11 protein-coding genes are annotated in these 14,088 nt (G+C 69.6%); 5 read left to right on the top strand and 6 right to left on the bottom strand.

What is annotated here, in order from left to right:
- Positions 1–83: 83 nt before the first annotated feature.
- The gene (dnaE, locus tag DEJ48_RS28995; protein WP_150219155.1) at positions 84–3,626 is read right to left on the bottom strand and encodes a DNA polymerase III subunit alpha; all 3,543 of its coding nucleotides are present in this window, start codon (positions 3,624–3,626) and stop codon (positions 84–86) included.
- Positions 3,627–3,827: 201 nt separating this feature from the next.
- Here dnaE and DEJ48_RS28990 point away from each other — a divergent pair, with 201 nt between their 5' ends.
- The 4 genes from DEJ48_RS28990 (at position 3,828) to DEJ48_RS28975 (ending at position 8,477) form a co-directional block, all read left to right on the top strand.
- Positions 3,828–5,156, top strand: a complete 1,329-nt coding sequence (locus tag DEJ48_RS28990) for a DUF2252 domain-containing protein (protein ID WP_150219154.1) — start codon at positions 3,828–3,830, stop codon at positions 5,154–5,156.
- 37 nt (positions 5,157–5,193) lie between these two features.
- On the top strand, positions 5,194–5,880 hold the full coding sequence (locus DEJ48_RS28985) for a hypothetical protein (RefSeq protein ID WP_150221465.1): 687 nt from the start codon (positions 5,194–5,196) through the stop codon (positions 5,878–5,880).
- A 43-nt stretch (positions 5,881–5,923) separates the two neighbouring features.
- Positions 5,924–6,724 (top strand): DsbA family protein, encoded by an 801-nt coding sequence (locus DEJ48_RS28980; RefSeq protein ID WP_150219153.1) that lies wholly within the window; start codon positions 5,924–5,926, stop codon positions 6,722–6,724.
- Positions 6,725–6,815: 91 nt separating this feature from the next.
- On the top strand, positions 6,816–8,477 hold the full coding sequence (locus DEJ48_RS28975) for an alkaline phosphatase D family protein (RefSeq protein WP_150219152.1): 1,662 nt from the start codon (positions 6,816–6,818) through the stop codon (positions 8,475–8,477).
- 16 nt (positions 8,478–8,493) lie between these two features.
- Here the strand turns inward: DEJ48_RS28975 and DEJ48_RS28970 are convergent, their stop codons facing one another.
- On the bottom strand, positions 8,494–9,063 hold the full coding sequence (locus tag DEJ48_RS28970) for a dienelactone hydrolase family protein (protein ID WP_150219151.1): 570 nt from the start codon (positions 9,061–9,063) through the stop codon (positions 8,494–8,496).
- Between the two features lie 43 nt (positions 9,064–9,106).
- Between DEJ48_RS28970 and DEJ48_RS28965 the strand changes: the two genes are divergently transcribed.
- Positions 9,107–10,204, top strand: a complete 1,098-nt coding sequence (locus DEJ48_RS28965) for a mechanosensitive ion channel family protein (protein ID WP_150219150.1) — start codon at positions 9,107–9,109, stop codon at positions 10,202–10,204.
- 26 nt (positions 10,205–10,230) lie between these two features.
- Here DEJ48_RS28965 and DEJ48_RS28960 read toward each other — a convergent pair whose 3' ends face one another.
- The 4 genes from DEJ48_RS28960 to lspA all read right to left on the bottom strand — a co-directional run bounded on the left by DEJ48_RS28960 (position 10,231) and on the right by lspA (position 14,059).
- Positions 10,231–11,817 carry a Na+/H+ antiporter gene (locus DEJ48_RS28960; protein WP_150219149.1) on the bottom strand — a complete coding sequence of 529 codons (1,587 nt, stop codon included), beginning with the start codon at positions 11,815–11,817 and terminating at the stop codon, positions 10,231–10,233.
- Positions 11,818–11,909: 92 nt separating this feature from the next.
- Positions 11,910–12,377, bottom strand: a complete 468-nt coding sequence (locus DEJ48_RS28955; RefSeq protein WP_150219148.1) for a GNAT family N-acetyltransferase — start codon at positions 12,375–12,377, stop codon at positions 11,910–11,912.
- Positions 12,374–13,315, bottom strand: coding sequence for an RluA family pseudouridine synthase (locus tag DEJ48_RS28950; protein ID WP_150219147.1), 942 nt, complete (start codon positions 13,313–13,315; stop codon positions 12,374–12,376). Before DEJ48_RS28950 ends, DEJ48_RS28955 begins: the two co-directional genes overlap by 4 nt.
- Positions 13,316–13,387: 72 nt before the next feature.
- Positions 13,388–14,059, bottom strand: coding sequence for a signal peptidase II (gene lspA, locus DEJ48_RS28945; protein WP_150219146.1), 672 nt, complete (start codon positions 14,057–14,059; stop codon positions 13,388–13,390).
- Between the last annotated feature and the right edge of the window lie 29 nt (positions 14,060–14,088).

The raw sequence follows: 14,088 nt of genomic DNA, 5'->3' as shown, positions 1-14,088 counted from the left end.
CACGCGAGAAGAATTAGATGCACTATGCATCTTACTCTCTCGCGTGTCCGATATGGATAAGTAAAGGGCGGATCAGCCCGGCCTCATCCCGCCAGGCAGGACGGGCCGAGCAGCACCTTGAGGTCACCGAAGAGCGCCGGGTCCGGCTTCACGCGGTGCCGGTCGAGCCGCAGCACGGTGGTCTTCTGCGCCCCCTGGAGCTTGATCCGCACCTCGCTGTTGCCGCGGTGGTGGCTGAGGACCTCCCCGAGGCGGGTGATCATCGGCGGGCTCACCTTCACCGTCGGAATGGTGATGATCACGGGCGCGTTGGTGCCCGCGTTCGACAGGTCGGGGACCTGCATCTCCATCGCGACGAGCCGCGGCACGTCCTCGCGCTTGTCGAGGCGTCCCTTGACGAACACCACGGCGTCCTCGACGAGTTGCGTCGACACCAGCTGGTACGTGGCCGGGAAGAACATGCACTCGATGGAGCCGGCGAGATCCTCGACCGTGGCGATCGCCCAGGCGTTGCCCTGCTTGGTCATCTTGCGCTGCAGGCCCGAGATGATGCCGCCGATGGTCACGACCGACCCGTCGGAGAAGTCACCGCCGGTGAGCTGCCCGATGCCCGCGTCCGCCTTGTCGGACAGCACGTGCTCCAGGCCGAAGAGCGGGTGGTCGGAGACGTACAGACCGAGCATCTCGCGCTCCTGGGCGAGCAGGTAGGTCTTCTCCCACTCGTCCTCGGAGAACTCCACGTCGAGCCCGAAGCCCGGCTCGTCGCCGCCGGACTCGTCGCCCATCCCTCCGAAGAGGTCGAACTGCCCCTCGGCCTCCTTGCGCTTGACCGCGACCACGTTGTCGATCATCGGTTCGTACTGCGCGGTGAGGCCCTTGCGGGTGTGCCCCATCGTGTCGAAGGCGCCCGCCTTGATCAGCGACTCCGTGGTGCGCTTGTTGCAGGCGGCGGCCTCGACCTTGTCCAGGTAGTCCGGGAAGGAGGTGAACTTCCCCTTCGCCTTGCGGGACCGGATGATCGACTCGACCACGTTCGTGCCGACGTTGCGCACGGCCTCCAGGCCGAAGAGGATCTCGTCGTCGCCCTGGGCGGCGAAGTTGTGCACCGACTCGTTCACGTTCGGCGGGAGCACCTTGATGCCCATGCGACGGCACTCGTTCAGATAGACGGCCGACTTGTCCTTGTCGTCCTTCACCGAGGTGAGCAGCGCGGCCATGTACTCGGCCGGGTAGTTCGCCTTCAGGTAGGCGGTCCAGTAGGTGACCAGGCCGTACGCGGAGGAGTGCGCCTTGTTGAACGCGTATCCGGCGAAGGGCACCAGGACGTCCCACAGGGCCTGGATCGCCGCGTCCGAGTAGCCGTTCTTCCGGGCGCCCGCCTGGAAGAGGACGAAGTTCTTCTCCAGCTCCTCGGGCTTCTTCTTGCCCATCACGCGGCGCAGGATGTCGGCTTCGCCGAGCGAGTAGCCCGCGATGATCTGCGCGGCCTTCTGCACCTGCTCCTGGTACACGATGAGGCCGTAGGTGAGGCCGAGCGTCTCCTTCAGGGGCTCTTCGAGCTCCGGGTGGATCGGCGTGATCTCCTGGCGGCCGTTCTTGCGCTCGGCGTAGTTCGTGTGCGAGTTCATGCCCATCGGGCCCGGCCGGTACAGGGCCGAGACGGCGGAAATGTCCTCGAAGTTGTCGGGCTGCATCTGGCGCAGCAGCGAGCGCATCGGGCCGCCGTCGAACTGGAAGACGCCGAGCGTGTCACCGCGGCAGAGCAGTTCGAAGGTCTTCGGGTCGTCGAGCGGCAGCGAGAGCATCTCCAGGTCGATGCCCTTGTCGTTGCGCACCATCTTGACGGCGTCGTCCATGATGGTGAGGTTGCGCAGGCCCAGGAAGTCCATCTTGAGCAGGCCGAGCGATTCGCACTGGGGGTAGTCCCACTGCGTGATGGTCACGCCGTCGGTGTGCCGCGTCCAGAGCGGGGCGTGGTCGACGATGGGCTCGCTGGACATGATCACGCCGGCCGCGTGCACACCCATCTGCCGGACCAGGCCCTCCACGCCCTTGGCGGTGTCGATGACCTTCTTCACGTCGGGCTCGTTCTCGTACATCCCCCGGATCTCGCCCGCCTCGCTGTAGCGCGGGTGCTTGGGGTCGGTGATGCCGGAGAGGTCGATGCCCTTGCCCAGGACGTCGGCGGGCATGGCCTTGGTGAGGCGGTCGCCCATCGCGTACGGATAGCCGAGCACACGCGCGGAGTCCTTGATCGCGTTCTTGGCCTTGATCTTGCCGTACGTGCCGATCATGGCGACCTTGTCGGCGCCGTACTTCTCCGTCACGTACCTGATCACTTCGACGCGCCTGCGCTCGTCGAAGTCGATGTCGACATCGGGCATGGAGACGCGCTCGGGGTTGAGGAACCGCTCGAAGATCAGTCCGTGCGTGATCGGGTCGAGGTCGGTGATGCCCATCGCGTACGCCACGATCGAACCGGCCGCGGAGCCTCGGCCCGGGCCGACCGCGATGCCGTTGTTCTTGGCCCACATGATGAAGTCGGCGACGACCAGGAAGTACCCCGGGAACCCCATCTGGATGATGATGTCCATCTCGTACTCGGCCTGCTTCTGCCGGTCCTCGGGGACGCCGCCCGGGTAGCGGCGCTCCATGCCGACCCGGACCTCCTCCTGGAACCAGGTGACCTCGGTGAAGCCCTCCGGGATCTCGAACTTCGGCATCAGGTCGCGCTTCTCGAACATGCCCGTGGTGTCGATCTGCTCGGCGACCAGGAGCGTGTTGCGGCAGCCCTCCTGCCACGCGTCCGAGGAGTCGATGGCGTACATCTCGTCCGTGGACTTCAGGTAGTAGCCCGTGCCGTCGAAGCGGAAGCGGTCCGGGTCCGAGAGGTTCTTGCCGGTCTGGATGCAGAGCAGCGCGTCGTGCGCCACGGACTCGTGCGCGTACGTGTAGTGCGAGTCGTTCGTCACCAGGGGCGGGATGCCGAGCTTCTTGCCGACCCGCAGGAGGTCGTCACGGACCCGGCGCTCGATGTCGATGCCGTGGTCCATCAGCTCCAGGAAATACCGGTCCTTGCCGAAGATGTCCTGGTAGTCCGACGCCGCCTGCACCGCCTCGTCGAACTGGCCGAGCCGCAGCCGCGTCTGCAGCTCGCCCGAGGGGCAGCCGGTGGAGGCGATGAGACCCTCCGACCACTGGGAGATGGTCTCCTTGTCCATGCGGGGCCACTTCTGCAGCCAGCCCTCCGCATAGGCGTCCGAGGAGAGCCGGAAGAGGTTGTGCAGCCCCGTGTGGTTCGCCGCCCAGATCGTCTTGTGGGTGTAACCACCCGAACCGGACACGTCGTCGCGCTTCTGGTGCGGCTGGCCCCACTTGATCTTGCGCTTGTTGCGGCGCGACTCCGGCGCCACGTACGCCTCGATGCCGATGATCGGCGTCACGCCCGCCTTCTGCGCCGAGTGGAAGAAGTCGTACGCACCGTGCAGGTTGCCGTGGTCGGACATGGCGATATGCGTCATGCCCATCTCATTGGCCGCGTTGAACATGTCCTTGAGCCGCGCGGCACCGTCAAGCAGCGAGTACTGGGTGTGCACGTGCAGGTGCGTGAAGGGCGGCTTGGTCACGGTGGAAGGCCTCCGGAGAACGGCGGGCGTCAGGCTGCGGACAGTCTGGGGGGACAGCGTGGAAGTCTAATCCGGAGCGCTGACAGCCGACGGGCACTCGGGGGTACGGTCGAGCGTTGGAAGGGACACAAGCCGGTCCCCGAAGGGCGGAACATCCGCCCCCATGTCACGTACCACCCCTGTACCAGGAGGCACCCAGCGATGTCGGTCCCGCAGCCCACGGCTGAGCAGCGCGGCGAGGAGATCCTCGCCGTCTTCGACACCGCGTTCGGCGAGCTGCTCGCCGCGGACCCCGCCGCGTTCCGGGTGAAGTTCCGGAAGATGGCCTCCTCCGCCTTCGCGTTCTACCGGGGGACGGCCTGTCTGTTCTACGGCGACCTGGAGCGCGAGCAGCACGGCGGGCCCTACCTCGACGACCGCACGGGCCGGGTGTGGATCCACGGCGACCTGCACGCCGAGAACTTCGGTACGTACATGGACGCGCAGGGCCGCCTGATCTTCAACGTGAACGACTTCGACGAGGCGTACGTGGGCCCCTTCACCTGGGACCTGAAGCGCTTCGCCGCCTCCGTGGCCCTGATCGGGTACACGAAGGCGCTGGGCGACGACCAGATCACCGACCTCGTGCGGACGTACGCGGCGGCGTACCGCGAGCGGATCCACGACCTGGCGACCGGCGCCAAGAGCGACGAGGTGCCGCCCTTCACGCTGGACACCGCCCAGGGCCCCCTCCTGGACGCGCTGCGCGACGCCCGCTCCCTGACCCGCTTCGGGCTGCTCGACTCGATGACCGAGATCCGCGACTTCGAGCGCCGCTTCGCGGCCGGCGGCGGCTCCATCGAGCTCGACGCCGCCACGCGGTACAAGGTCCTCGCCGCGTTCGACGGCTATCTGGAGACGCTGCCGGAGTCCTCGCTCACCCGCCCCGACTCGTACCGCGTGAAGGACGTCGTGGGCCGTCGCGGCATCGGCATCGGCTCCGCGGGCCTCCCGTCGTACAACATCCTCCTGGAGGGCAACAGCGACGCCCTGGAGAACGACGTCGTGATCTATCTCAAGCAGGCGCAGACCCCCGCCGTCTCGCGCCACATCACGGACCCGGCCGTCCGGGGGTACTTCCAGCACGAGGGCCACCGCACGGTCATCTCGCAGCGCGCGCTCCAGGCCCACGCCGACCCGTGGCTCGGCTGGACCGAGCTGGACGGCGCGGGCCAGCTGGTCGCCGAGGTCTCGCCGTACGCGGTGGACCTGGACTGGTCGGACATCGACGAGATCGACGAGATCTCCTCGGTCGTCGCCGACCTGGGCCGCGCCACGGCCACGATGCACGCCGCCGCGGACGACGAGAGCGGCCACTCCGACCTGGTGCCGTTCTCCACGGAGCGTGCCATCGACGCCGCGATCGCCGCGGACGAGGACGGCTTCGCGGAGCTGCTCGTCGACTTCGCGCACTCGTACGGCGCACGCGCGCGTGCGGACCACCAGATCTTCGTCGACCTGTTCCGCAACGGCCGGATCCCGGGGCTGTAGGCACCGCCCACAGGAACACATGGCACACTCCTCCGCGATGGACATATCCGGGATTCAGCTCAGAGTGGTGCGCGCGGCGCTCTTCACGGCACTCGTCGTGACGCTGTCCGCCGCGTCGCACGTGCTGCTGTCCCGCGTCCCCCTGCCGCTGACCACCGTCGCGGCGATCGCCGCCGCCGTCTTCGCCGTCGCGTACGCGACGGCGGGGCGCGAGCGCGGGTACGGACGGATCGCGGCCCTGCTGATTCCGCTGGAGCTGGCCGCCGACACGGTGTTCACCGCGGGTCAGCACGTCTGTTACGGCGAGGCGGGCGGCCCCGTCGCGGGCCCGTTGCGCGCCGTCGGCTTCGACGTGCTGTGCGGCGGGGCACCCGTGGGGACCCCGCTGGCCAGGATGACCGCCGAGGGGCACGGCGGCGCCGCCGCGCTCCTCGCCGACGTGGACCCGGCCGCGGCCTGGCTGCTGCTCGGGGCGCACGTCGGGGTGGGTCTCCTCGCGGCGGCCTGGCTGCGGCGCGGCGAGCGGGCGCTGGCCCAGCTGCTCCGCGCGGTCGCCGCCGCGACGTTCCGGCCCCTGCTGATCGCGGTCACCGCGGTCACCACCTCCCGTATGCCACTACGCCGCCTGCCGCGCCCCGCGCGCCGGGTGCGTGCGGTGCGCACGCGGCTTCTCGTGCACTTCGTGGGGCGGCGTGGACCGCCGTGCTCGGCCGTCCTCGTCTGAGCACAGCTCCCCCACGCAGTTCGTCCACACGGAGAAGAAGATCATGAGCAAGCGCAACAGCCAGGCCGCCAAGTCCGCAGCGCGCGAGCGCATCCGCGCCCAGCAGGAGGCCGAGCGCAAGCGCGAGAAGCGCAAGCGGGGCGCCATCGTCGCCGGCGCGATCGTCGGCGTCCTCGCGATAGCCGGCGGCGTCGGCTACGCCGTCATGCAGTCCAACGCCCCCTCGAAGTGGGAGGAGGCCGCCGACGCCAAGGTGGTCGTCCCGGCGAACACCGCCGGCAAGGACGGCACGACCGTCACGATCGGCAAGTCCGACAACAAGAACACGGTCCACCTCTACGAGGACCCGCGCTGCCCCGGTTGCGCGGCCATGGAGCAGTCCATCGGCTCCGCCGTCGACAAGGGCATGAAGGACGGCGACTACAAACTGACCTTCACCATCGGCACGTTCCTCGACAACAACCTCCAGGGTGAGGGCTCGAAGAACGCCCTCAGCGCGCTCGGCGCGGCCCTGGACGTCAGCCCCGACGCGTTCCTGGAGTACAAGACCGCGCTGTACTCGGCGAAGTACCACCCCTCGGAGTCCACCGACGACTTCGCGAAGGACGAGTACCTGATCAAGGTCGCGAACACCGTGGACGCCCTCAAGGACAACAAGAAGTTCAAGAGCGCCGTCGAGAAGGGGAAGTTCGACCCCTGGGCCATGAAGATGAGCGACTCCTTCCAGTCGGCGAAGGGCGTGGAGTCCACCCCGACCATCAAGATCAACGACAAGGTCGTCGAGACGCCGAAGACCCCCGACGCCTGGAAGGCCGCCCTGAAGAAGGCGGGCGTCACGAAGTAACGCGCTGATCACCCACTGATCACCCAAGAGGGGGGCGAACTTGTCGAGTTCGCCCCCCTCTTGCGAATACCGCTCAGTATCGTGATCGCCCGTGACCAGTCGAAACGATCTTCAGCCGTCGCTCAACTCCCCGGCACCCAGCCGCCGTACGGTCGTCAAGGCCGCGGCCGCCACCGCCGCGCTCGGCGCCCCCCTCGCCGCCGCGATACCCGCCCATGCGGCCGAGAGACCCGCCTTCCACCACGGAGTCGCCTCCGGCGACCCGCTGCCCGACGGCGTCCTGCTGTGGACCCGTGTGACGCCCGTACCCGACGCCGTGCCCGGCTCCGGCAAGGGCCCCGACACCGAGGTGAGCTGGGAGGTGGCCGAGGACAAGGGGTTCACCCGGGTCGTCGGCCGCGGCAGCACCACCGCACGGGCGGAGTCGGACCACACCGTCAAGGCCGACGTAAGGGGCCTGCACCAGGCGACCACCTATTACTTCCGCTTCTCCGTGGGAGAGGCGCACTCCCCCGTGGGCCGCACCCGCACCACCCCCGCGCACGACGCCTCCGCGCACGGCGTCCGCTTCGGAGTGGTGTCCTGCGCCAACTGGGAGGCCGGCCACTTCTCCCCGTACCGCCACCTCGCGGCCCGCACCGAACTCGACGCGGTCCTCCACCTCGGCGACTACATCTACGAGTACCAGAGCGGCGAGTACCCCTCCGCCGAGTACGTCGTACGGCAGCACGAACCGAAGCACGAGATCAGGACGCTCGCCGACTACCGCACCCGGCACGGCGTCCACAAGACCGACCCCGACGCGCAGGCGATGCACGCCACGCACCCCGTCATCGCGATCTGGGACGACCACGAGTTCGCCGACAACGCCTGGTCGGGCGGGGCCGTGAACCACTCGCCGGAGACCGAGGGCGACTGGGCGGCCCGCATGGCGGCGGCGAAGCGGGCGTACTTCGAGTGGATGCCCGTGCGACCCTCCACCGAGGGCACCGTCTACCGCCGCGTCCGCTTCGGCAGGCTGGCCGATCTGCACCTGCTCGACCTGCGGTCCTTCCGCTCCGAGCAGGCCGGGTTCGGCAGCGGCGCAGTCGACGACCCGGACCGCACGATCACCGGCCGCGCACAGCTCGACTGGCTGAAGTCGGGCCTTGCCGCCTCCGACGCGGCCTGGAAGCTGGTCGGCACCTCGGTGATGATCACGCCGGTCGCCTTCGGCTCCCTGCCCGCCCATCTCCTCAAGCCCCTCGCGGAGTTGCTCGGGCTGCCCGGCGAGGGCCTGGCCATCAACACCGACCAGTGGGACGGCTACACGGACGACCGCAAGGAACTCATCGCCCACCTGCGCGACAACAAGATCCACAACACCGTCTTCCTGACCGGTGACATCCACATGGCCTGGGCGAACGACGTGCCGGTCAAGGCCGCCACGTACCCCTTGTCGGCGTCCGCGGCGACCGAGTTCGTCGTCACGTCGGTGAGCTCCGACAACATCGACGACATGCTCCACGTCGCCCCGCACACGGTCTCCCTCGTGGCGGCGGCCGCCCTCAAGGCCGCCAACCGCCACGTGAAGTGGCTCGACATGGACTCGCACGGCTACGGAGTCCTCGACGTCACGGCCGAGCGCTCGCAGATGGACTACTACGTCGTCTCGGACCGGACCGACCCGGCGGCCACCTCGTCCTGGGCCCGTTCCTACCGCACGCTCAACGGCACGCAGAAGGTCGAGCGCGTCCACGCCCCGGTCCGCTGACCGTCCGGAGCAGGGGCTAGAGCGTCTCCAGGAAGCCGAGCGCCGTGCGCCACGTCGCCTCCGTGGCCTCGGCGTCGTAGTCGTCGAGGTCCGGGTCGGTGTAGAGGTGCCCGGCGCCCGCGTACCGGTAGATCTCCACGTCGGCGCCCGCCCGGCCCATCCGCAGGTACCAGGCGCTCAGCCAGTCGTCCGACTCGAACGGGTCGGGCTCGGCGACGTGCAGCTGCACGGGCAGCTCGTCCACGGCCGCGTTCTCGGCGATGTCGGACGTGCCGTGCAGGAGCAGCAGCCCGCGCGCCTTCTCGTCGCCGAGGGCGAGGGTCTGTGCGGTGGCGGCACCGAGCGCGAAGCCCGCGTAGACGAGTCCGCGCTCCGAGTAGGGCGCGGCGGCGAGGATCGCGCGCTTCAGGATCTCGTCCTTGCCGAGCTCGTCCTGGTAGGTCCTGCCTTCCTCGACGCTGTCGAAGACGCGGCCCTCGAAGAGGTCCGGGGTCCACACCTCGTGCCCGGCGGCACGCAGCCGGTCGGCCGCCGCGTGCACCGCGGGCCGCAGACCGTACGTCGAATGGAAAAGCACGATGTTCATGGGGCCATCGTGCCATCCGGGCCGTACCCCTACCCTCGGAGGCATGGAGAACGTACTGCGTCCGTTGATCGTGGTCGGCGGCTCGGTCGTGCTCACGGTGGTCGTCGGCTGGCTGGTCGACGTACTGCTGCGCCGGGCCGACGAGCGGCACCACGAGACCCCGCTGTGGGGGCTGTTGCGCCGCTGCCGCGTACCGCTGCAAGTCGTCCTGTGCACCGCGATCCTGAGAGGCTCCTTCGAACAAGCGAAGATCGCCAAGGACCACTCGGCGGTCATCGGCCGTACGCTCACCCTCGTCCTCATCGGCTCCACCGCCTGGCTCGTCGTGCGGATCGCGGCGGCGATAGTCGAATCGTCGTACGCGCGCTACGCGGCCATGCACCGCGATCCGGCCCGCGTCCGCCGGGTCCGCACGCAGGTGACTCTGATCCAGCGGGTGGTCACCGCGATCGTCGGTGTCGTGGCCGTCGCCGCGATGCTCCTGACGTTCCCCGCCATGCAGGCCGCGGGCGCCTCACTGCTCGCCTCCGCCGGCATTCTCGGCATCGTCGCCGGTGTCGCGGCACAGTCCACCCTCGGCAACCTCTTCGCGGGGCTGCAGATCGCCTTCGGCGACATGGTGCGGCTCGGCGACACGGTGGTCGTGGACGGCGAGTGGGGCACGGTCGACGAGATCACGCTGACCTTCCTGACCGTCCGCACCTGGGACGAGCGCCGGATCACCATGCCCGTGTCGTACTTCACGTCGAAGCCGTTCGAGAACTGGTCGCGGGGCGGCGCCGAGATGACCGGCACGGTCTTCTTCCAGCTGGACCACGCGGCGCCGATCGCGCTGATGCGCGACCGGCTCCACGACATCCTGCGCGACTGCGCGGCGTGGGACGGCAGGGACTGGGGCCTCGCGGTCACGGACACCACGCCGACGACGATCCAGGTCCGCGCCCTGGTCACCGCGAAGGACGCGGACGACATATGGACGGTGCGGGTCACGGTGCGCGAACAGATGATCCGCTGGCTCACCGACCACCACGCCTACGCGCTGCCGCGGGTCACCACCGGCACCGCCGAACCGGCGCCGAACGGGCACCGCCCGCACTTCGAGAAGTTCACGCCGGACGCGCCCCGCACGGGACGCGGCTGAGCCGAGGGGCGCCCCGTTCCATCGGCTCAGCGCAGGCTGCGTACGTCGAGGTGGTGCAGGACCCGGTCGACGACCTCGGGGTCGGCGCCGGGTTCGCTGCGCGCGGCGAGCACTTCGTGGCGGGCGGCGGACATCATCTCGCGCTGGATGCGCTGGACCGCCTTCCACCGGTCGACGCGCTTGGCGTACCGCTCGCGGCGCTCGTCGTCGACCAGATCCGGGCTGATCCGGGCCCCGATGTCGAACGCCCCGCGCAGCAGCCGCTCGGTGACGTCCTCGGGGAGTTCCTCGACCTCCTCGATCTCCTTGAGGCGGCGCTTGGCTGCCTTGGCGGCGCGCAGGGCGAGCGTGCGCTCCAGCTCGCGCTCCTTGTCGGCGTCGGCGCGCACCCCGAGCCTGCGCACCAGCCAGGGCAGGGTGAGCCCCTGCGCGATGAGGGTCGCCATGATGACGCAGAACGCGATGAAGATGATCTCGTCGCGGGCCGGGAACGGACTCCCGTCCTCCGTCTTGAGCGGAATGGCGAGCGCCAGCGCCACCGACGCCACGCCCCGCATCCCCGACCACCACATGACGACGGTCTCGCGCCAGGTGGTCGGGATCTCCTCGTCGACGTCGCGCAGCTTGTGCAGCCGCTTGGCCAGCCAGGTCGCGGGCAGCAGCCACAGCAGGCGTACGCCGACGACGACGGCGACGATCGCCGCGCCCCAGCCGAACATCTGCCACTGGTGCCCCTTCGCGATGCCGAAGACGTTGTGCAGCTCCAGGCCGATGAGGCCGAAGGCGATGCCGGTGACCAGGGTGTCGACGATCTGCCAGAACGTCTGCCCGGTGATCCGGCCGAGCACGTCGTCGGCGTCGACGGCGTTCTCCGCCAAATAGAGCGCGGTGACGAGGACCGCGAGCACTCCGGAGCCTTCCAGTTCCTCGGCGAGCACGTAGCTGACGAACGGCACGAGGAGGGTCAGGCCGGTCTGCAGGGTGGCGTCGCCGAGGAGCCCCATGAGCTTGTTGGTGAGCCAGCCGAGCACGAGGCCCACGGCGACGGCGACCACGGCCGACAGGACGAGGAGCCCCACGGCGGAGGGCCAGGAGAAGGAGCCGCTCACCGCCGCCGTGATCGCCACGTGGTAGAGCACGATGGCCGTGACGTCGTTGAAGAGCCCCTCGCCCTCCAGAATCGACACGAGCCTGCGCGGCAGCCCGAGCGACCCGGCGACCGCGGTCGCGGCGACGGGGTCGGGCGGTGCGACGAGCGCCCCCAGCGCCACGGCCGCCGCGATCGGCAGCCCCGGCACGAACGAGTTGGCGACCGCCGCGACCGCCGCGGTCGTCACGAAGACCAGAGCCACGGCGAGCAGCAGGATGGGGCGGATGTTGGCCGTGAACTGCCGCCAGGACGTGCGCTGCACGGCGGCGTAGAGCAGCGGCGGGAGCACCAGCGGAAGGATGTAGTCCGGCGGGATCTCCACATTGGGCACGAACGGCAGCAGCGCCATGCCGATGCCCGCCAACGTCATCAGGACCGGCGCGGGCAGCCCGAGCCGGTCCCCCAGGGGCACGGTGACCACGGCACCGAGCAGCAAGATGAGCACCAGCGCCAGTTGATCCACGTGTGCACTCCGGCGGTCGAGACTTGGACGATCAAGACCTCAACCCTGCCACGCCGGCACCGACAACCGGAGCAGCGCACTCACCGGGCTGCCTAGGTCAGTGACTTCCGCATCGCGCGGTGCGGGATGCCGGCGTCGGGGAACTCCGGTCCGTACACCTCGTACCCCAGGCGTTCGTAGAAGCCCAGGGCGTGCGTCTGCGCGTGCAGATCGACCGCGCTCAGGCCACGCGCGCGTGCCGTGTCCTCGATGGCACGGACCAGGGCGGCGCCCACACCGAGCCCGCGTGCGGCCCGTGTCACCGCGAGCCTGCCGAGCGCGCCCACGGTGGTGTCCCCGCCGTTCTTGGCGGCCGCGGCGGATCCGGTCAGGAGCCGGCCCGTGCCGAGCGGGACGCCGTCCTCGCGGACGGCCAGGACGTGCACGGCCCGGGCGTCGTACTCGTCGTACTCCAGCTCCTCGGGGACCTGCTGCTCGGTCACGAAGACGTCCTTGCGGACGGCGAAGCAGGCCTCCACGTCGTCGGTGTGCTCGGCGACCCGCACCGTCACACCCGTCACGAGCTCTCCGCCCGGACGCGGTCGAGCGCCTTCTGGAGGTCCTCGGGATAGCCGCTCTCGTACTCCACCCACTGGCCGTCGCCCGGGTGCTCGAAGCCGAGCCGGACGGCGTGCAGCCACTGGCGGGTGAGGCCGAGGCGCTTGGCGAGGGTCGGATCCGCGCCGTACGTCAGGTCGCCCACGCACGGGTGGCGGTGGGCCGACATGTGCACCCGGATCTGGTGCGTGCGGCCCGTCTCCAGCTTGATGTCGAGCAGGGAGGCGGCGCGGAAGGCCTCGATGAGGTCGTAGTGCGTCACGGAGGGCTTGCCGTCGGCGGTGACCGCCCACTTGTAGTCGTGGTTCGGGTGGCGGCCGATGGGGGCGTCGATGGTGCCGCTCATCGGGTCGGGGTGGCCCTGGACCAGCGCGTTGTAGCGCTTGTCGACCGTGCGCTCCTTGAACTGGCGCTTCAGGGAGGTGTACGCACGCTCCGACTTGGCGACGACCATCAGGCCGGACGTGCCGACGTCGAGGCGGTGCACGATGCCCTGGCGCTCGGCCGCGCCGGAGGTGGAGATCCGGTACCCGGCCGCCGCGAGGCCGCCGATCACGGTCGTGCCCGTCCAGCCGGGGCTCGGGTGCGCGGCCACGCCGACCGGCTTGACGATCACGACGATGTCGTCGTCGTCATGCACGATCTCCATGCCCTCGACGGGCTCGGCGACGATCTGCACCGGAGCGGGCGCCTGCGGCATCTCCACTTCCAGCCAGGCGCCGCCGTGCACCCGCTCGGACTTTCCGACCACCGAGCCGTCGACCGAGACCTTCCCCGCCGCGGCGAGCTCGGCGGCCTTCGTACGGGAGAACCCGAACATGCGCGAGATGGCGGCGTCGACGCGCTCGCCCTCCAGGCCGTCCGGCACGGGCAGGGTACGGATCTCGGGAATCGTGCTCACCCATTGAGTATGCAGGAGCGCACCGACACTCCCGCACCACAGGGTTCCCGCCCGCGCCCGGACGGTCGGCCCTCAGTCCTTGTGGACGGTGCCGTCCGGGTCCAGGCCGCGGAAGGAGAGCAGCACGATCAGGATGCCGCCGCAGACGATCGCCGAGTCCGCGAGGTTGAAGACCGCGAAGCCCTTCGGTGCGATGAAGTCGACGACCGCGCCCTCGAAGACGCCGGGCGAGCGGAAGAGCCGGTCGGTGAGGTTGCCCAGGGCGCCGCCGAGCAGCAGGCCCAGGGCGATCGCCCACGGCAGGCTGTACAGCTTGCGGGCGAGCCGGGCGATCACCACGATGACCGCCGCGGCGATGCACGTGAAGATGATGGTGAAGGCCTCGCCGAAGCCGAAGGCGGCACCCGCGTTGCGGATCGCGGAGAGCCGGAGCCACTCGCCGACCAGCTCGATCGGCTCGTGGTGCTCCAGCTTGGCGACCACGATCATCTTGCTGATCAGGTCGAGGGCGTACGCGACGACGGCCACCGCGAAGAGCACGGCGATCTTGCGCTTGCCCTTGCCGGCGCTCCCGGCCTCGGCCTCTGCCTCTGCCTCTGCCGCACCGTCGGGCTCGCTCCCGGGCCGCTGCCCGTCCTGCTCGGCCGCCGCCGTCTCCTCCGAGTCCGGACCGGACTGCTCCGGCCCGTCCCCGGCCGCCTCAGGGATGTCCGGCGTACCGATGATGCGCTCCGCCTCTGCCACGTGAGTCCCTCAACCTAGGTACCTGACTG

Origin of the sequence: Streptomyces venezuelae, from assembly GCF_008642315.1 — a bacterium.
Taxonomy (GTDB): domain Bacteria; phylum Actinomycetota; class Actinomycetes; order Streptomycetales; family Streptomycetaceae; genus Streptomyces; species Streptomyces venezuelae_D.
Note: the sequence above shows the minus strand (reverse complement) of the source record. Positions and strands in the feature narration are given on the sequence as shown.